Source organism: Methanohalophilus mahii DSM 5219, from assembly GCF_000025865.1.
GTDB classification, from domain to species: domain Archaea; phylum Halobacteriota; class Methanosarcinia; order Methanosarcinales; family Methanosarcinaceae; genus Methanohalophilus; species Methanohalophilus mahii.
In genome coordinates this window covers 531,493-550,434 of the sequence record NC_014002.1, presented here as the reverse complement: position 1 = coordinate 550,434, position 18,942 = coordinate 531,493, and the positions used below count along the sequence as shown (strand labels likewise).

General features: G+C 43.6%; 16 protein-coding genes and 1 tRNA gene. 1 reads left to right on the top strand and 16 read right to left on the bottom strand.

Annotated elements, in window-relative coordinates; translation table 11 throughout:
• Positions 1 to 10 precede the first annotated feature (10 nt).
• The 14 genes from rpoB to mtaA all read right to left on the bottom strand — a co-directional run bounded on the left by rpoB (position 11) and on the right by mtaA (position 15,667).
• A complete protein-coding gene (rpoB, locus tag MMAH_RS02645; protein ID WP_013037000.1) occupies positions 11 to 1,825 on the bottom strand; it encodes a DNA-directed RNA polymerase subunit B in 1,815 nt (604 codons plus the stop codon).
• A complete protein-coding gene (locus MMAH_RS02640) occupies positions 1,818 to 3,455 on the bottom strand; it encodes a DNA-directed RNA polymerase subunit B'' (RefSeq protein WP_013036999.1) in 1,638 nt (545 codons plus the stop codon). Before MMAH_RS02640 ends, rpoB begins: the two co-directional genes overlap by 8 nt.
• Positions 3,456 to 3,582: 127 nt before the next feature.
• The gene (locus MMAH_RS02635) at positions 3,583 to 3,819 is read right to left on the bottom strand and encodes a DNA-directed RNA polymerase subunit H (protein WP_013036998.1); all 237 of its coding nucleotides are present in this window, start codon (positions 3,817 to 3,819) and stop codon (positions 3,583 to 3,585) included.
• A gap of 48 nt (positions 3,820 to 3,867) precedes the next feature.
• Positions 3,868 to 3,944 (bottom strand) — tRNA-Lys (locus MMAH_RS02630).
• A gap of 218 nt (positions 3,945 to 4,162) precedes the next feature.
• Positions 4,163 to 5,398, bottom strand: a complete 1,236-nt coding sequence (locus MMAH_RS02625; protein WP_013036997.1) for an adenosylhomocysteinase — start codon at positions 5,396 to 5,398, stop codon at positions 4,163 to 4,165.
• A 373-nt stretch (positions 5,399 to 5,771) separates the two neighbouring features.
• Positions 5,772 to 6,707 (bottom strand): carbohydrate kinase family protein, encoded by a 936-nt coding sequence (locus MMAH_RS02620; RefSeq protein WP_013036996.1) that lies wholly within the window; start codon positions 6,705 to 6,707, stop codon positions 5,772 to 5,774.
• 80 nt (positions 6,708 to 6,787) lie between these two features.
• Positions 6,788 to 7,624, bottom strand: coding sequence for an SAM-dependent methyltransferase (locus tag MMAH_RS02615; protein ID WP_013036995.1), 837 nt, complete (start codon positions 7,622 to 7,624; stop codon positions 6,788 to 6,790).
• A 24-nt stretch (positions 7,625 to 7,648) separates the two neighbouring features.
• The gene (locus MMAH_RS02610; RefSeq protein ID WP_013036994.1) at positions 7,649 to 8,440 is read right to left on the bottom strand and encodes a glycine/sarcosine N-methyltransferase; all 792 of its coding nucleotides are present in this window, start codon (positions 8,438 to 8,440) and stop codon (positions 7,649 to 7,651) included.
• Between the two features lie 162 nt (positions 8,441 to 8,602).
• Positions 8,603 to 10,009, bottom strand: coding sequence for an adenosylhomocysteinase (gene ahcY / locus MMAH_RS02605; RefSeq protein WP_013036993.1), 1,407 nt, complete (start codon positions 10,007 to 10,009; stop codon positions 8,603 to 8,605).
• 106 nt (positions 10,010 to 10,115) lie between these two features.
• Positions 10,116 to 11,315, bottom strand: coding sequence for a methionine adenosyltransferase (gene metK, locus MMAH_RS02600; protein WP_013036992.1), 1,200 nt, complete (start codon positions 11,313 to 11,315; stop codon positions 10,116 to 10,118).
• A gap of 489 nt (positions 11,316 to 11,804) precedes the next feature.
• Complete coding sequence (locus MMAH_RS02595; RefSeq protein WP_013036991.1) at positions 11,805 to 13,139, bottom strand: amidohydrolase family protein; 1,335 nt, start codon at positions 13,137 to 13,139, stop codon at positions 11,805 to 11,807.
• Between the two features lie 15 nt (positions 13,140 to 13,154).
• Entirely contained in the window at positions 13,155 to 13,802 is a 648-nt protein-coding gene (locus MMAH_RS02590; RefSeq protein WP_013036990.1) for an HD domain-containing protein, read from the bottom strand.
• Entirely contained in the window at positions 13,799 to 14,542 is a 744-nt protein-coding gene (locus tag MMAH_RS02585) for a 4-phosphopantoate--beta-alanine ligase (protein WP_013036989.1), read from the bottom strand. Before MMAH_RS02585 ends, MMAH_RS02590 begins: the two co-directional genes overlap by 4 nt.
• Positions 14,543 to 14,626: 84 nt before the next feature.
• On the bottom strand, positions 14,627 to 15,667 hold the full coding sequence (gene mtaA, locus MMAH_RS02580) for a methylcobamide:CoM methyltransferase MtaA (RefSeq protein ID WP_013036988.1): 1,041 nt from the start codon (positions 15,665 to 15,667) through the stop codon (positions 14,627 to 14,629).
• A 200-nt stretch (positions 15,668 to 15,867) separates the two neighbouring features.
• Between mtaA and MMAH_RS02575 the strand changes: the two genes are divergently transcribed.
• The gene (locus MMAH_RS02575; RefSeq protein WP_013036987.1) at positions 15,868 to 16,719 is read left to right on the top strand and encodes a DMT family transporter; all 852 of its coding nucleotides are present in this window, start codon (positions 15,868 to 15,870) and stop codon (positions 16,717 to 16,719) included.
• Positions 16,720 to 16,746: 27 nt separating this feature from the next.
• Here MMAH_RS02575 and MMAH_RS02570 read toward each other — a convergent pair whose 3' ends face one another.
• A complete protein-coding gene (locus MMAH_RS02570; RefSeq protein ID WP_013036986.1) occupies positions 16,747 to 17,622 on the bottom strand; it encodes a pantoate kinase in 876 nt (291 codons plus the stop codon).
• An 8-nt stretch (positions 17,623 to 17,630) separates the two neighbouring features.
• Positions 17,631 to 18,839 carry a bifunctional phosphopantothenoylcysteine decarboxylase/phosphopantothenate--cysteine ligase CoaBC gene (coaBC, locus tag MMAH_RS02565; RefSeq protein ID WP_013036985.1) on the bottom strand — a complete coding sequence of 403 codons (1,209 nt, stop codon included), beginning with the start codon at positions 18,837 to 18,839 and terminating at the stop codon, positions 17,631 to 17,633.
• Positions 18,840 to 18,942 lie beyond the last annotated feature (103 nt).

Sequence of the window (18,942 nt, the reverse complement as noted above, 5' to 3'; positions counted from 1 at the left end):
GATATCACCATCATACAGCATCGTCAAGTCTAAGCCTCGGAGCTACTCCTAGAGACTTAATTTCATCCAGCAAAAGCTTGAATGCATAACTCATTTCGACACGGTGGATGTCGGTTTCAGATCCACAATTCGAACAGTACCTGACATTGCGTCTGCGGTCAAAGGTCGCTATCATACCACAGTTGCCACAGACCAGTTCTTCAACTTTATCAGACTCATCGAGCAATCTTTCCTTAAGAGTCATTGCAGCCCCATGTCCAATCATTACATCCCTTTCCATTTCACCGAACCTCAAACCACCTTCACGGGCACGTCCTTCGGTTGGCTGCCGGGTCAAAACCTGCACCGGACCACGGGAACGGGCATGCATCTTGGATGCTACCATGTGATGCAGTTTCTGATAAAGGATAACACCTACAAAAATATCAGCCTGAACTTTCTTTCCGGTCACACCGTCGTAAAATACCTCTTTACCCGTATGTGAAAAACCGTGGTTCTGCAGGCCTGCACGCAGATCGTCTTCGTTTTCACCTGAAAAGGCAGTTGCTTTAATGCGTCGTCCTTCTATGGAACCCACCTTGCCGCCAATCATTTCCAGAACATGCCCAACAGTCATACGTGAGGGAATTGCGTGGGGGTTTAGCACCAGATCCGGGACCATCCCGGATTCTGTGAATGGCATGTCCTGATAGGGGACAATCAGTCCGATTACTCCTTTCTGACCGTGTCTTGAAGCAAATTTATCACCTATTTCAGGAATTCTCTGATCCCTTACCTTTACCTTTGTAAGTCTTGTACCATTGATCGATTCAGTTAGCAGTACAGTGTCAACTACACCTTTTTCGTTGGAGCGCATCGTAATTGCACTTTCCCTTCTTTGCTCCACGGTAATACCAAAGTCGGTCTGTTCTTCAAGGAAACGGGGCGGACTGGTCTTACCGATCAGTACCGAATTTGGACCTACTGTTGTTTCAGGGTTTACAAGACCGTCAACATCAAGGTTTGCATAGGCTTCCGCACTGCGTGCACCCCTGTACTCGGAATCCGGGATCTCGAACTTATCTTCCTGACCACCGGGATAACGTCTTTCTTCTCCCTCAAAAGTCCTTACGAAGTGACTTCTACCGAGACCTCTTTCAATTGATCCTTTATTGAAAACCAGTGCATCTTCAATATTATAACCCTCATAGGACATGACCGCCACGACAAAGTTCTGGCCGGCCGGCCTTTCATCGAAATGAATAGAGTCACAGGTCTGGGTACGAGTAAGGGCTTTCTGCGGATAATGCAACACATGAGCACGGGTATCAGGCCTGAGTTTCAGATTGGATGTGGATACACCGATACACTGCTTGAGCATAGCTGCACCCATTGTAATCCTTGGGGAAGCATTGTGTTCCGGGTACGGAACCATACCTGCACAGATTCCCAGGATAAGTGACGGATCAATTTCCAGATGAGTGTGCTTGGGAGTAATATCCTCCTCATAAAGGGCCACATAAGAATTTTCTTCTTCCTCAGCATCCAGATATTCAATGCGACCCTGTCTGATAAGATCCTCACTCGTTAAATCTCCGCTTTTGAGCTTATCAATATGATCTTCAGTTACAAGAGGCAAACCGTTTTCCACCACTACAAGCGCCCTTCTTGCCCTTCCTATATCGGAATTGATAATTACTTCATGAATATCTTCATAAAGAGCCACATTCACCTGTCTGGAAAGCATACCTGCCCTTCTCTGCTTACGAATGTCTTCCACAAGGTTGACAGGATCAGGATGTGTGCCTATTAATTCACCATTCAGGAATACTTTGGCATCAGTCACCAAGAATGCCCCCATTACCGAGAGGTTTCTTATCACTATCATCAGTAATATCCTGATAACCCGGAGATTTGATCAAATCATCTACTGGCATTTCATGTTCCTCTGTATCAGTTCCTAGTTCATTGGAATACTTAAGGATCTTTTCAGGCACATGAAGCTGAGCCGGTGCCACACCAAGACCATAAAGAACGTTTTTCACTTTATCGAAATCATTCGCCCCTGTGGAGAGTTCCACCATCTGGGCAAAATTTTTCACCAAACCACAGTTGGGACCTTCTGGTGTTTCTGAAGGACACAATCTGCCCCACTGAGTAGAGTGCAAATCACGGGCTTCAAAGTGAGGTTGTGCCCTGGAGAGAGGAGATATTACTCGTCTCAGGTGGGAAAGTGTAGAAATGTAATCAGTGCGATCAAGCAACTGGGATACACCACTTCTTCCTCCAACCCAATTACCTGTTGCAAGTGGGTGCTGGAGACGGTCTGTAAGGACATCTGCCCTGACCAGTGTGGAAACATTCAGTTCCCTGTTCCTCATATTTGCCCTTTCAAGCTGGTATTTGACATCACGTGTCAGGCGGTTGAAGGCCACCCTGAAGAGATCTTCCAGCAAGTCACCTGTTAGTTTCAGGCGCTTGTTGGAATAGTGATCCTTATCGTCAGCACTACGACGCCCAAGAGCCAGTTCAAAACATGATTCGGCCATACGACCCAGGAAATGAGCTTTTGCAACCCTGTCCTCTGGTTCATTACCAAGATGAGGAAGCAGATACCTGTCAATAACATAATTTGCCCTCTTGACCTGATACTCGCTTGCCTGACCGGAGGCCACCCTCATACCGATCTTCTCAACCGCTTCTTCTACTGTATCGACTTCCGACTCTTCGAGGTTTTCGAACATGAACTTCATAATTTCCGGATCTGTTGAAACCGTCTTGACGACATCCTCATCAGTTTCAATACCAAGAGCCCGGAGAAGAGTTATGAAATTTATCCTTCCGGAAATAGAGGGGAAAGAAACTTCCAGCAGGGCTTTCCTGCCCCTTTCAACTACCACAAGTGCCCTGTAGCCCCTCCTCTGGGAGAAAACCTTTGAGACTTCTATGCGATCCCCGTAACGCTCTCCGATTTCGGCCAGTATCTTGTTGGGTGCAAGATCCTCAAGGGTCATAACTACCCTTTCGGTACCATTAACGATAAAGTAGCCCCCGGGATCAAGCGGATCCTCGCCGTGTTCGATCATATCCTCATCATCGATTCCAACAAGATTACATATCTCAGATTTGATCATAACTGGCAGTTGTCCAATTTTGGCTTCCCTTGGTTCGGATTCTTCTCCACCTTTGACCACGGACATTTCGAGGAAAAGCGGAGCAGAATAGGAAAGGTTACGGAGTCTGGCCTCATTGGGGTAGAGGTTTTCAATTGCACCATCTGCCTCCTTGACAACCGGTTTTTCAACTCTGATGCGGCCTAACTTGACGTATATATCCTCAATGTCAGTCTCGATGAGATGTTGTTCATCGATAACTTTCTGAAGACCGCTGCTTAAGAACTTGTTATATGAATCGATATGGTGTTGTACGATTTTATCCCTTGTAAAATAGGCTTCCGACAGAAAACTGGTATCCAAAGCGATGCTAGCACCTTCTTTTAAGTTAATATAGAATATTCAGGCAAACAACGTAACGCATGCGAATGTAGGCGTAAGAACAAAATCAATGAACGGGATAGGACCCGGCGAATGTGAGTGATGCATATCATTCAATTACATACCGGTAATAAAGGGCCTCTCCTGCAGTCTGGCTCTTGCGGGTAATTTTTACTATATCTCCCACTTCAGCACCGATTTCTTTAATAACAGGATCTTCTATCTTGATTTTAGGTAGCTGTTCCCTACCAATGTTATACTTCTTAAGAACAGATTTTATTTCATCCTCATCAATAATTTCATGACGGGGAATGAATTCATGATCAAGCAGGCTGAACTTACTCAAATAATATCCTCCTAAAAAATCTGCAGGTAATTTTTTCCCATAATTTTGTGGCGGGCTCGTAGGGATTTGAACCCTAGACCGTCTGGTTAAAAGCCAGACGCTCTGCCTGACTAAGCTACGAGCCCACAATATTTGACGCATACACCATTCATGCCACCCTTAGGCAGCGCCAATACATGAGTGGCATTGTATATAAGGTTTATTGTAGGACCGTGTTTCCAGAAAATCAAATGCCTCCAAAGCATAAAAGTAAACCGTGATTCCGGCAACAAAGGAAGCATTAGAACACTACTACAAACAAGATATTTATAGCATCATTTTCCAACTTTACAAAGTTAACTGTTTATGTTCCGCATTTCCAGCCACACATATATTCTGCCTGTTTGGGAGAATACGAATCTATTTCTACACCAAGAGATTCCAATTTGAGCCTGGCCACACGCACATCCAGATCTTGAGGAACCGCATGTACGCCTACCTCGAGTTTATTCTCAGCAATGTAACGCGCACATTGAGCCTGGTTAGCAAAACTCATATCCATCACTTCAGCCGGATGACCATCACCTGCAGCGAGGTTTACCAATCTGCCATCTGCAAGAACATGAATATGTTTACCGCCTACCTTATATTCTTTGATATTTTTCCTGACATCCCTTACTGAAGAAGACAATGCAACAAGATCCTCCAGATTTATTTCCACATTGAAATGTCCGGAATTGGCAAGTATTGCACCATCTTTCATTACTTCAAAGTGATCCCTGGTCAATACATCGGTGTTTCCGGTAGTCATCACAAAAATGTCACCATAAAGAGCCGCCTTTTGCATAGGCATGACCCTGAAGCCATCCATTTTTGCTTCAAGAGCACGTATCGGATCCACTTCTGTCACAATAACATTTGCACCCAGACCTGAAGCCCGCATGGCAGCACCACGACCACACCATCCATAGCCGCCAATGATAACGGTCTTACCCGCCACTAACAGGTTGGTGGTCCGTATGATCCCATCCCAGGAAGACTGTCCCGTACCATAACGGTTATCAAAAAGGAATTTGGTCATAGCATCGTTTACGGCAATTACCGGCATCTTCAGGGCCCCTTCATCTTCCATTGCCCTGAGGCGGTGGATTCCTGTGGTAGTTTCCTCGCATCCCCCCAGAATTGAGTCAAGAAGTTCGGTTCTTTCCGTATGAAGCTTGAAAATCAGGTCCGCACCGTCATCGATTGTTATATCCGGATCAATATCAAGTACTCTGTCTATAGAATCGTAATATTCCTTGCTGGAACAACCATATTTTGCAAAACAATCGATATTATCCTTCATGTCCAGAGCCACAGCCACATCATTCTGGGTACTTAAGGGGTTACAGCCGGTAATAGCAACCTCGGCACCTCCTGCAGCAAGGGTTTCTACCAATACAGCAGTCTTTGCCTCTACATGAAGTGCCATTGCTATCCTGTGGCCTTTCAGAGGTTTTTCTTCTTCAAATTCTTTCCTGATAATAGAGAGAACAGGCATGTGATTCCTGGCCCACTCGATTTTTTGTTCACCAGATTCAATAAGATCCTCATCGATCATTTAATACCTCATTTGATAATGGCTCTATAAAAAAACTATTTACAACTTCTAATCCCCCATAAGTCCACACAAAGGAAAACACCGACAACATTTGGGAAAATTAAAAACTGATGAATGAATATACTTTATCTGTAAAATACTTAAATCTTATCAATACAATCATAAAAGTCGCGACAAGTTGGAATATTCCAACCTGCACCTGTAAATAGACCAAAAATGCAAATATCCCCATAATTCTCATTCATTTGCATATGAAATTATAACTAAGCAGTCCCATCAATACAGATTCAAATAGCCCCGAATAAACAAAATAAGAAGAAATTATGGTGTAATATACCAGAACTTCTTCAATCTGAGATTTGCCCTGTTTTGTTTAAAAGACCGTACCAAAGGATTCCTTGAAACGCCTCTTGAAATCTGCTAGCTTAAAATGATGGTTCTGGGTACCTTGATACTCTATTTTTATAGCGCCCATAAGAGAGGCAATCCTTCCTGTAGTATCCCAGTCCATATCATTTATTAAACCATAAAGCAAACCTGCACGATATGCATCCCCACAACCAGTGGGATCTTTCAATACATTGGGTTTGGCAGCAGGGATTTGAATTATTTCATCGTTGCTATATATCAACGAACCCTCTGGACCTTTTGTGATTATTAGAGCATCCAGATATGTAGCAATTTCTTCCTGACTCTTACCGGTGCGCTCCTTTATCAGTTGCCACTCATAATCATTAACTGTAAGCCAGGTCGCCTGTTTAATGAATTCCATCAGTTCATCTCCATTGAACATGGGAAGTCCCTGACCCGGATCGAATATGAATGGGATTTTAGCTTCGGCAAATTCAGAGGCGTGTTGAAGCATCCCTTCCCTTCCATCCGGTGCTACAATGCCCACTACAGGATCATTTACATCAAGTACTGAATAATTATGGGAATAATCCATTGCCCCGGGATGGAAGGCAGTTATCTGGTTGTCATCCATATCTGTTGTAATGAAAGCTTGTGCTGTAAATGTATCATTTACCACATTCACATATTCCCGATTGATACCCTTTTCATCCATCCATTTTGCATAATGCTCAAAATCTGTACCAACCGTCCCCATTGGGAGGGGATCGCCACCAAGTAACTTGAGATTATAGGCTATATTTCCCGCACAACCACCAAATTCACGACGCAATTCAGGAACGAGGAATGACACATTTAATATATGCACTTTATCCGGCAAAATATGATTCTTGAACTGGTCATTAAATACCATGATATTATCAAAAGCAAACGATCCACAAATTAAAGCTTTATCCATTATATATACTCCTAAAATATGATTCTAGTTTGAATTACAGACCATCTATATAAAATAAATAAAAAAGGTAATTATTCCAATTATTTTTTACGTAAGTGGAATATACCCCAGGTGAGATATCCGCCATTACCACCGTCTATCCAGTGTTTGAGACCCTGTTTCATATTATTGATGTAGTCCTGACTGACTACCCCGGAGAGGTTGTCTTCCTGATTCTCAGTTTCTTTCAACACTCTTCCGTAATGAATCGGCAGCTGTGAGGCATGTTCCTCAAATTCAATTTCATTTAGACCATATTTTTTGGCAGATTCCCTGTAGAAACCGGGAGAACCGAGGGACTCCAAATGTATACGGTCAAGAATTGGCTGCAAAACTCCTTCCGGACAATCGTCGGTCTGCATCGGATCGGTAAAAACGAAGTCTCCACCACTTTTTAAGACACGTGCGACTTCTTTGAGTACCTGTTCACGATTACCACTATGGAGAATAGCATCCTGGGACCACACCACATCAAAAGAGTAATCGGGATATGGCAAATCTTCAAAACTGCCATCTTCAACTGTTACAAGATGGTCAAGTCCCTGTTCTTTATTCATAACCCGATCACGTTCATTTTCTACTTCACTCAAATTCAGAGCAACTACCTGACACCCATATTTTCTGGCCAGATATCTGGCAGCTCCACCATAACCGGCCCCAATATCCAAAACCTTACTATCCTTATCCAGATTGCTTATTTTTGATGCCATTCTTTCAACTGTACGTCGACTGGCATCAAATATTGGTTCATCTTCTGAATCATAGAGACCGACATGGATATCCTCGCCACCCCAGATGGTAAAATAGAAATTGTCGGCGTCATCGCTATTGTAGTATTCCTGTGCTTTATCTACTGCAGTTTTTTGATTTTCAGACATGTTGATTTCATCTTCCCATATTTTTTAACTTTTTTCTGCAACATGGAGGAAGAAATCCGGATCATCCTCTTTGTAGGTCTCTTTGAAGTCCCCAAGGGTTGTTATTTCCTGGAAACCAACTTCATACAGAAGTTTCCTGGTGTAATCTTTTCTCAATGGGAACATATTGAGATTGTAGACTGAACCATCCGAGAATTCATATCTGAAACGTGCAAGCCCCTCATCAACATGTTCCGGAAAGACTGATACAGTATCGCCACAATAATAATGGGCATGTTTACTGGAATAGCCATCATCCAGTATGGCATCATAGTTACGCTGGTCAAGAAGCAATACCCCATCATGTTTCAGCAGAGTATAAAATTCAGCCAGGGCTTTTCTGCGGTCACCTTCATCGAAAAGGTGTGTAAAAGAATTACCCAGGCATATAACAGCATCGAATTTGTCATGGATATCTTTGTTCATCCACCTCCAATCCGCCTGGACGGTCCTCATCAAATATCCATGGTCACGGGCATTATCAAAAGCCTTGACAAGCATTTCAGCACTGCCATCTGCACTTACGACATCAAAACCCGCCTGAAGTAAACGAACAGAATTAAAACCGGTGCCTGTTGCCACATCGAGTACTTTCTTAACACCCCTTTCTTTCAGGATGTTTATGATAGTATCCCCTTCGCTCTTGGCACGGCTCTCCCAGTCGATGAGTTCGTCCCATTTATCAACAAATCCAGATACATACTCTTCCTCATAATGGTCCGATTCCCTTACTTCTATTGGATTATCTCCAAAATCCTGTTTTTCGTATTGGTTCATGTAGATCCTCCTATTGTTATTTAATGTAGTATATTTACAAATGCAGTCGATTGTTGCTATTCGTCTGGCTCATGCATTTCATGAATCCAGAATGGATTAAGTGAAATTAAATAAGGACTCCCACCCCGGGAGCCCTCACCAGAACATCCATAACTTAATTGTTTAGTAGCGATAGTGTTCTGGTTTGTACGGTCCTTCAACCGGGAAACCGATGTATTCAGCCTGTTCCTGTGACATCTTGGTCAATTTAGCACCCAGTTTTTCGAGGTGTAACCTTGCAACCTCTTCATCCAGCACTTTTGACAATCGATAAACACCAACTTCCTTTGGACTTTCCCAAAGATCGATCTGTGCAAGTGTCTGGTTTGTGAAACTGTTTGACATGACAAAACTCGGGTGACCGGTTGCAAGACCCAGATTGACAAGTCTGCCTTCTGCCAGCACATATATAGAATGCCCATCAGGGAACTGGTATTCATCTACCTGTGGCTTGATGTTGACCTTTTTCACATTATCCATCTTGTTAAGTGCATCAACCTGAATCTCATTATCAAAATGGCCTATATTACAGACGATTGCCTGATCTTTCATGTTAGACATATGTTCAGTCGTAAGGACATCACAGTTTCCTGTTGTGGTCACATAAATATCCCCATAGGGCAGTGCATCCTCAACAGTCATAACATCATAGCCTTCCATCAATGCCTGCAGTGCGCAGATTGGATCGGTTTCTGTAATAATTACTCTTGCCTTGTGATTAGCCAGTGCTGCTGCTGAGCCTTTACCGACATCACCATAGCCACAAACCACTGCAACCTTACCTGCAATCATCACATCAGTACCACGCTTTATGGCATCTACAAGGGATTCCCTGCATCCGTAGACATTATCGAATTTACTCTTGGTTACAGAGTCATTGACATTTATAGCAGGTGTAAGAAGTTCTCCCTTCCTCTCCCAGTGATACAATCTGTGCACACCGGTGGTTGTTTCCTCGGACACACCCTTCCAATCAGCAACTGCTTTATGCCAGAATTGAGGGTCTTCCTTCAGGGATTTTTTAAGCACTTCATTCTGGGCTATAAGTTCCTTGTTGTCTGTAGGTTCATCAAGGATTGAGGGGTCATCTTCTGCTGCATACCCACGATGCATCATCAGGGTGGCATCTCCACCATCATCCACAATGAGATTTGGGCCTTTACCATCTGGCCAGGTCAATGCCTGTTTGGTGCACCACCAGTAATCATCAAGTGTTTCACCCTTCCATGCAAAAACCGGAACACCTGTATCTGCTATTGCGGCTGCTGCTTCATCCTGGGTCGAGAAAATATTACATGATGCCCAGCGCACATCTGCACCGAGTTCAACCAGTGTTTCAATAAGAACTGCAGTTTGAACAGTCATGTGAAGACTGCCACTTATACGTGCTCCTTTGAGTGGTTTCATAGGCCCGTACTTTTCACGTGTGGCCATAAGACCCGGCATTTCCTGTTCAGCTATATTTAACTGCTTGCGACCGGAGTCAGCAAGTCCAATATCCTTAACTTTATAATCATTGTTTGTAACCATGTTTTCACCAGTAATTAACCATCTTCTTAGCAATGCTAATATTCCAAATATACTTCTAAATCCATAGTCCCAATCCAAATAGCGACTATTGCGATTCAGACAAAAATCATTTCACGACGTTGAGATTGAATTTTCCTTTGAGGCTATCAACCTTGTCAAGTTGTTCCCATGGGAAAATATTCCTGCCAAAATGACCATAAGAAGATGCCTGCCTGTATGACCAACCTTTAGGATGCAACAAATTCAGATCTTCTATCAAGGCTGCCGGTCGGAAATCAAATATTTCACCGGATTCCAGTACATCCTGGATTTCCTGGTCTTCTATTACACCTGTACCATAGGTATCAACATTGATACTGAGAGGCTTTGAGACACCAATGGCATAGGCCACCTGGATTTCACATTTATCGGCAAGACCTGCTGCAACTATGTTTTTGGCGACATATCTTGCATAGTATGCTGCTGAACGATCAACCTTGGATGGATCCTTACCCGAGAAAGCTCCCCCTCCATGGCTGCCTACTCCTCCATAGGTATCCACGATGATCTTACGTCCGGTAACTCCTGCATCCGCATAGGGACCTCCCAGGACGAATGCGCCGGTTGGGTTTATGTAATACTCGGTATCTGACCTCAACATACCGGTTGGCTCAAGGACTTCATTGATAAATCCTACCATTTCATTACGAACTGTTTCAAGTGGGATGTCATCAGTTTGCTGTGAAACCACTACAGCTGTTATGTGGTCAGGTTTTCCATTTACATATTTCACTGAAACCTGTGATTTGGCATCCGGCCTTAAGTAGGATACCCTACCTTCCTGACGGATAGAGTCCAGATACCTGAGGAGCCTGTGACTATACGCAATTGGAGCAGGCATGTATTCATCTGTTTCATTGGTAGCATAACCAAACATCATACCCTGGTCCCCTGCACCCTGCTCTTCATATAGCCCCGTACCCTCTGTAACTCCCATTGATATATCAGGAGATTGTTCATGGATCTTTGATATGTATTCAAAGGATTTGTCCCAGAAAAGAAGGTCCTTATGATCATATCCTATATCACGAACAACTTCACGTGCTATTTTCTCTGTATCAATCTTTTCCATACCCTTACAGGTAATTTCACCTGCATTTACCACAAGGTCATGGGCTACAAGTGTTTCACATGCCACACGACTGTTAGGATCAAATTCCAGGCATGCATCCAGAACTGCATCAGATACCTGATCACAGATCTTATCTGGATGCCCTGCACCGACCGATTCTGAAGTAAATACATGGTCATATTTGAGTTTGCTCATTTTCACACTCCTGTTTTATCTTCAAGGTCCGATTGAACGGATACACTAAAGGTCCGGATGAACGGATACGTTTAAGGTCCGATTGAACGGATACGTTTAGAGGCCCGGATGAACGGACATACATTTTATTTGAATTCGCAATCAAACGCCAAGAATGGAAAAATCCACACTTAACATCCCTATAGCATAACATAGTGGGAAGTTCTGGCATCAATGAAAATCATTGTTTACCATGAACAAAATCATTCCACTATAATGTAATCGTAACTGATTGACATCACATACTACGCCATACTATATATGTGTTTTCAAATTGAAGGTTTTTAAATTATTTTTACAGTATACAAGAAAGCAAATATATATTTTATTTTAAAAATAATAAATAAAACCTATTTTTATGATCTTCTGACCAAATACTGCGAGTGTAAAGAAATAGAATTGCCCGATTGTAGTTTCAGGCAATCTTCATTAAAATAGATCATGGAAAAATTATTGATCAACTGAAGGATCATTCAAACCCAGAACATCAATCAGATGCTGACTGTCGGTTTTTTTTGCAGCTTTAGAAGCTTCCATCATTATTTCATATTCATCCATACATAGAACCTTGCCGTTTTCCATGAGCACTTTCCCATCCACCAAAACTGTTGTTACATCACTACCACGAGCCGAATAGACCAGATGTGAATCAACATCATACAATGGAGTGAGATGCGGACGTTTCATATCCACAACAATTAAGTCACCATAGTAGCCCTCTTTGATCATACCGGCCTCAATACCAAGTGCCTTTGCACCGTATACAGTGGCCATCTCAAGCACTTTCCGGGCATCAATGACAGTTAGGTCCATACTGTTTACCTTATGGAGCAATGCAGCCGTTTTCATTACCCCGAACATATCAAGATTATTGTTTGAAGCACAGCCATCCGTACTCAGGGACACATTCACACCTTTTTCAAGCAGTTGTGGCACCGGTGCTATACCTGCTGCCGTTTTCATATTACTCACAGGATCATGGCTCACATGAACCCCGGTTTCAGCCAAAATATTCATATCCCCCTCTGAAAGCCATATACAATGAGCAGCAAGTACATCACTGTCAAAAAAACCAATGTCATGAAGCATGTTAACCGAACACTTGCCATACTTCTCTTTCATCTGGTTCAGTTCAGCTTCGGTTTCAAGCACATGGATGTGAACTTTTACATCATCCTTGCGAGCCTGCTTACGCACATCCTGCAGGAATTGCTGAGAGCAAGTATGAGGAGCATGAGGACCATACATAGCAGATATGCGACCATTGGCTGCACCATTGAAATCCTTTACAAAATTCCTGCCTTTTAAAAGGGAAGATTCTGCCCTTTGAGGATCTCCAAAATCAATCATACCATAGGAAAGAGCTGCACGCATACCACAATCCTCAACTGCACGGGCAGCTGCCTGCTCATGAATATACATGTCAGCAAAGGTGGTTGTTCCGGATTTTATCATCTCCAGGCATGCCAGCCTAACCCCTGCATAGATTTCTTCCGGACCCAATTTTTCTTCCACGGGCCAGATATAATCTTCAAGCCATTCTGCAAGTGGCAGATCATCGGCATAACCCCTTAAGAGTGTCATACCTGCATGATTATGGGTATTTACCAGTCCAGGCATGACCACCGAACCACTTGCATCTATTATTTTGTCTGCCTTGCCATTATAAGAAAGACCCACATAGATGATTCTGCCATTTTCAATGGCAACTTCCCCTTTTTTGAGATCTCCTGTATCAGGATCCATAGTAAGGATGTAACCGTTCTTTATCAAAATATCAGCCATAAAACCCCTCCAATATCAATAAACTTCCTTTCTGAGCTGTTCAAGGAAATATTCCATAATTTTCAGCCTCTCTGTTGCAATATCCCTGGAAGTGCAGGTATTCAGACTAGCCATTATCTTAAAAGGCTTCCTTTCCATATATTCTTCAAAACCTTCAAATGGATTTTGTGCATAGGCATTCATGGAACTTTCTTTCACCATACCTGAAGCATGTTTTAATCCTCTCAAAGCTCCCATTGAAAGCAGTGACCTGAAAATTCCCACCGCCCCCAGGGCATCAATCCTATCCGCATCCTGTAAAATTTGCCCTTCGAGTGATTCGGGAACCATACCCCGACTGAACCTGTGAGTACGTATGCAGGACACAACATGTTTGATGGTTTTTTCGTCAACTTCTTTGTCAGCCAGAAAAGAACCTGCGATTTCAGCACCATACAATGCATGATCACCACCTTCCTCATATTCCCGGACAACCCCGACGTCATGCAAAAGGCCGGCAAGCCTCAATACATCAGGATTTCCTCCTTCCTTTTCCCCTATATGCACGCAAAGGGATTCCACCCGCTCCACGTGACCCATATCATGACTACTGGGTTCATAGGAGAGCACATCTGACACGTAATCTCTTGTGATTTCAATAATATCCAGAACAATCACCTTCACTGGTTCTTAAGATTCTCCATTAGTTCCTCAACAGCGTCGCTGAGAAAGGTAGCGTTATCAAAATCCCCTGCTATTTCCCCAAGCTCTTCATGGTTACAGTTTTCAAATTCCCGGGAATAGTGGATTAGATTTGCCATCGCACGACTCACATTGTCCACAACCGTAAGAGTGGCTGTTTTTGATGTGCGAGAGAATGGATTCAAATCAATTGCAATAACAGTTTTACCCATCTCCACCAACTTCTGGCATCTATCCCCGTCTTCCAGGGGAACAAGAACAACATCCGCACTGTATATTCCTTCCTGATCCACAATCGCCCGGGCATGTTCAAGGTCAAGCCTACCATTCCCTCGTGCCCCAAGCACACAGGTCGCACCAAAGGATTTCAGATGAGAGATTATACGAGAAACTCTCTCTTCAGTACGGTGGAAAAGATTGACTTCAAGGGATGCCCCTGTGACAGATGCAAGCTCAACCATTTTTTCAGGAACAAGGGCCGATGTATTTCCATTTACCGAAATTACAGGCCTATCTGCCAGAAGAAGCAATGCAGAAGCTATCTTTTCGGCAAGTAAAGCCGAAGGAAGAGTCCTTTCACCAAGCAGATAGTCAAAACATTCACCTCTGCCCTGAGCCACAAGACCCTGCATACTCGTAATACCTTTATTCACACCTTCAACGATATTTTCCCTTGCAATCAGGGAATGATACCGGGGATGTGTTCGGGGAATGCCAGTCAATTATTTTACACCTCAATAATCAGAACAAACATAAATAGATCAATAAATCGTTGCTTCAAAAGAAAAACAGGTATTTGTACCTGCTTATAACTCGGGATTTAAACCTTTATAGTATTCGTCCCTTGCTTCCACGAAGGCTTTCAGGTTCTCAAGCGAAGTATATGGCGCAAGTCCACAGCCCGGTGCAAGAATGTCCACACCATCTTCAACACACATCTTAGCCTGCCTCTTCACTTCTTCCGCAGGAGTTGAAAGAAGGATGTCCACAGGTGAGACGTTGCCTATTAAACAAGCCCTGTCCCCAATTATCCTTTTGGCATATTTGGCATCAACTTTTTCTTCAATACTCAAGCCCTCAAATCCTGAACAGGCCATCGGTTCAAGGATTGCAGTAGCATCTCCGCACATGTGCAATATCATTGGCCCGTCAGTACTGGAACAGATTTTATCATATTCCGGAAGTACCAGGGATTCAAAGATTTCGGGAGGTAACAGGTCAGGTCCGGCTTCGGAATCAGGCATACAAATTGCATCCGCACCCCTTTCGAAAAGAGCATTGGAATATTCCACACATATTTCTACACCCATACCAAGCAGTTCACGTATAGTTTCCGGCTCTGTAAGGGACCACATAAGGTAATTCTTTGCACCCACAAGGGAGATCGCAATCGCTGCAGGGCCAAGCATGCCTGCAACAACAGGAATGTCTTCCCCAACCCTTTCCCGGACAATTTCCGTGGCATCCAGTATGGTGGATATGCGTTGGCTTTCCAGGAAATTATCAGGCAGATTGAACTTGCCTACATCCTCCTTATTGCTACAGGGATTATCAAGAACAGATGGCTGCGAATCAAAAGTTCCTTCCTTTATAGTGCATCCCAGAGTCTGGGCTATAGCCGTACCGTCAAAAGGATAGCGTACAGCTTCCAGGCCGGCCACCTCATACCCACCAATAGCCAGTGAAGCCATTTTTTCAGCATCATAATGTGCCTCTGGCCAATGGCTGCCAGTGGCTTCCATCAGTTCAATGGTACCTGTCTGGGTTACCGAACATACCGGTACCTTGTCAACATCCTTTCCTGCAAGGGAATCCAAAAATCTTTGTTTTAGTGTGATGCCTGTCATGAAATGCCTCTGGATACAAATTATTAAAACCCAATTCTCTAAGGAGATCCAAGTATGAAATTCAGACGTGATTATCTGCAGGTAATTTTATCAAATGATTTGGCCTGAAGACTACTTCAATCTATCGACTTAAGCGCAGATTTAACACCAAATACAACAATCAGCCAATGTGAATTCCAAAATGACCCGGAGAATCCAAAATGATCCCTGTTGAACTTATGGCAATCTTTTTTGGTCTAGCATCTGCCGTTTCCTGGGGAGCAGGAGATTTCACCGGTGGTTGTGCTTCAAGGAGGACAAACGTATATTCAGTTGTTCTGGTAACCCAGATCGTAGGAGTTGTACTTTTCCCCATACTTGCATTTGTTTTCTCAGAGAATCTGCCCCCATTAAGTAAATTGGTATGGGGATGTCTGGCAGGTTTTTTTGGAACATCCGGATTGTTAGCCCTTTATCAGGGATTGGTTGAAGGAAAAATGGGTATAGTTGCTCCGGTGGCTGCAGTGATATCTGCCATCGTCCCGGTAATTTACTCTGCATTTTATGAAGGATTTCCGGAAATCCTGCGAATTGCAGGATTCATTTTTGCTTTTATCGCAGTGTGGTTTATTGTCAGTATGGATAACGGGCCAAAAGTCAAAATAAATGACCTGAAGTATCCTCTGATTGCGGGAATGGGGTTTGGACTCTTTTTTATATCCATAGATAATTTCAGTGAAACTGCCATATTCTGGCCACTGGCCTTTGCCAGAGGAACAGCCCTATTAATGTTTTTAGTTTTTGTCATACTGACAGGATCAGTGAAAGTGAAACCCCCTTCCATTGACGTACTGCCCGTAATTGTTCTTGCAGGACTTTTCAATACCGGAGGAGGTACGTTCTTTGCACTGGCTTCAGAAGCGGGCAGGCTGGATATTACCACAATTCTATCCTCATTAAGCCCCGGTGCCACGGTACTGCTTGCATATTTCATACTAAAAGAAAAACTTGCCCCCAGACAGTGGTTAGGAGTAGCATCCGCCCTTTTTGCAATAATTCTTATGTCAATATGAAAGAGAAGGATGGGATTTGCAGAGATATTAATCAGTACCTGCAACCGTGCTGCTAAATACTGTTCCGAATTCACTCATCACTTCCCAGATGGCAGTATCTGTACACTCCGGGCCAGCAACCGCAAAAACCGCATCTCCAAGCATAGCCTGTGAAGCAAAGCCACCGACATTTTCCACAGCCTCTATAATATCTTCTGCACCCTTGCTCAAAAGGCCCAGTTCAAAACTAAAACTGCGGGATTGGCGCATAAATTCTTCAATGGTCGGACTCTGTAGCAAGTTTTTCATTGCGGTTTTGCCTGCAATATTGATCTTTCCAGTCACAGAGGAATCGGCAAGGGTCGTTTTTGTAGACAACTTTCCCAGAACCACACAGTGTACACTAAAAGAGGGAGAAACGATGCGATCCAGCAGGCCTCCTTTTGTAATCGGAGCAGGTCTTTTCCTGATGACAGGTCCACCGTATGCCTGAGCTTCCACATCGCCCAGCCCGCCTCCCCCTACAACTTCGGCAATATGGGCGGCTTCCACGATTTCATTTTGTGTCAGGCCCAATGAGAAAAGATCATTTAAGCAATAGGAAATTGCCAGTGCACCTGCACCGGAAGCACCAAAACCACAGCCAACAGGGATATCAGCATGGGATTCTATCCTTACGGGTTCACAGGAGAGGGAGGCAACCAGATGGGAAGTTACAGATGCTTGCTTCTTTGAACCATTCAGGAAAATCTCTGTCCCTGTAATATCAGGACCCACACATACTTTTGCAGTGACCCCTCTGTTAAGAACTATACCGCAACCTGTAGTGCCCTTAAAGGCCGGATCATCGTTATCATGGATTGTGAAAAAACCTGTGATATGGCCAGGAGCAAAGCATGTTACACATTTTTGTCTTGGATCCATAGAAACCCTCACAACAGGATTTGCTCAACCCGGTCCATTATTATAGATGCAAGATAACGTTTGGAACCACTATAATGAGATGCTGACGATTCATCCTGCAGGATATATATGGAATTTTCAGAGGTGCCCATTCCACCTGCCATCACATCATTGGCAACGACCATATCAAGGCCGTATTCTTCAAGCATACGGGTCGCACTTCCCACAAGCTCTTTTTCACCAACACCAGTTTCAGCTTTAAATCCCACAGTCACTATTGCAGGATAATTACTTCTTACCTGTGGCAAAATCTTTTCAGTGGGATGCATTTCGAGGATAAGCTTCTGGCCTGATTTTATTTTGGACCCCAAAGAATCAAGTGTATAATCCGAAATCGCAGCCGAACTTATGAATACATCACAACCCCTGCCTATTTCTTCCATGCAACTATCCAGCATACTGGCTGCACTTTCTGCATAAACCTCATTTATACCATCCGCATCCAGTTCATTCCTGTGGATTATTGTAACATCTCCCCCCCGCCGGAAAGCCTCCCTGGCCAATTCCTGACCTGTTTTACCGGAAGCCCTGTTTGTGATTATACGGATAGGATCAATAGCTTCAGCAGTTGCACCGGATGTCAGCACTATTTTCTTGCCTGCAAGTTTTTTACCCATAAGTTCACGTTCAACTGCCAGGACAATATCATCATTTGGAGCTATCTTGGCAATCCCTTCCTCTACACGGGGACCAACTAGACTGATACCATAACTTCCAAGTTTTTCGAGATTGGAATTCACTGCAGGATGATCATACATCGATTGATGCATTGCAGGTACAACTATTGTGGCCACCCCACTACCAATAGCAGTAGTTGCAAAAGTCGTTACAGGTGTGTCATCAATCCCCATTGCAATTTTGCTTATAGTATTCGCCGTTGCCGGAGCTATCAATAAGAGATCTGCCATACCCTGCAGTCCGCACATTCCCACATGCTCCACTCCCCCGGTTATATCCGTAATCACTTCATGACCGGTGGCATAATGTAATGCATCAGGATGGAGAATACGCGTTGCCGCTTCACTCATCACAGCATAGACATTTGCACCGTTGCGTATTAGTTCACGTGCCAGTTCCACAACACGTACGGCTGCAATACTGCCAGTAACTGCCAGCACAACGGTCTTTCCCTCAAGGGATTTACTTTTAGTTCCTTTGATCCATAGTGTAGAATGCATGATTTTCGCCTGTGTTATGGAAGAGTGTAAGTCTCTAATTATTTAAAAATAGCCTGATAAACACTTGAATATCAGAGGCATGACATTATTAAGCCATAAAATT

What these genes read in the sequence shown, in the direction of transcription:
- mtaA (WP_013036988.1), bottom strand. Translation starts at nt 15,667, where the DNA reads ATGACAGGCATCACACTAAAACAAAGATTTTTGGATTCCCTTGCAGGA.
- MMAH_RS02620 (WP_013036996.1), bottom strand. Translation starts at nt 6,707, where the DNA reads ATGGATAAAGCTTTAATTTGTGGATCGTTTGCTTTTGATAATATCATG.
- MMAH_RS02575 (WP_013036987.1), top strand. Translation starts at nt 15,868, where the DNA reads ATGATCCCTGTTGAACTTATGGCAATCTTTTTTGGTCTAGCATCTGCC.
- coaBC (WP_013036985.1), bottom strand. Translation starts at nt 18,839, where the DNA reads ATGCATTCTACACTATGGATCAAAGGAACTAAAAGTAAATCCCTTGAG.
- MMAH_RS02625 (WP_013036997.1), bottom strand. Translation starts at nt 5,398, where the DNA reads ATGATCGATGAGGATCTTATTGAATCTGGTGAACAAAAAATCGAGTGG.
- ahcY (WP_013036993.1), bottom strand. Translation starts at nt 10,009, where the DNA reads ATGGTTACAAACAATGATTATAAAGTTAAGGATATTGGACTTGCTGAC.
- MMAH_RS02595 (WP_013036991.1), bottom strand. Translation starts at nt 13,139, where the DNA reads ATGGCTGATATTTTGATAAAGAACGGTTACATCCTTACTATGGATCCT.
- metK (WP_013036992.1), bottom strand. Translation starts at nt 11,315, where the DNA reads ATGAGCAAACTCAAATATGACCATGTATTTACTTCAGAATCGGTCGGT.
- MMAH_RS02610 (WP_013036994.1), bottom strand. Translation starts at nt 8,440, where the DNA reads ATGAACCAATACGAAAAACAGGATTTTGGAGATAATCCAATAGAAGTA.
- MMAH_RS02615 (WP_013036995.1), bottom strand. Translation starts at nt 7,624, where the DNA reads ATGTCTGAAAATCAAAAAACTGCAGTAGATAAAGCACAGGAATACTAC.
- MMAH_RS02570 (WP_013036986.1), bottom strand. Translation starts at nt 17,622, where the DNA reads ATGGATCCAAGACAAAAATGTGTAACATGCTTTGCTCCTGGCCATATC.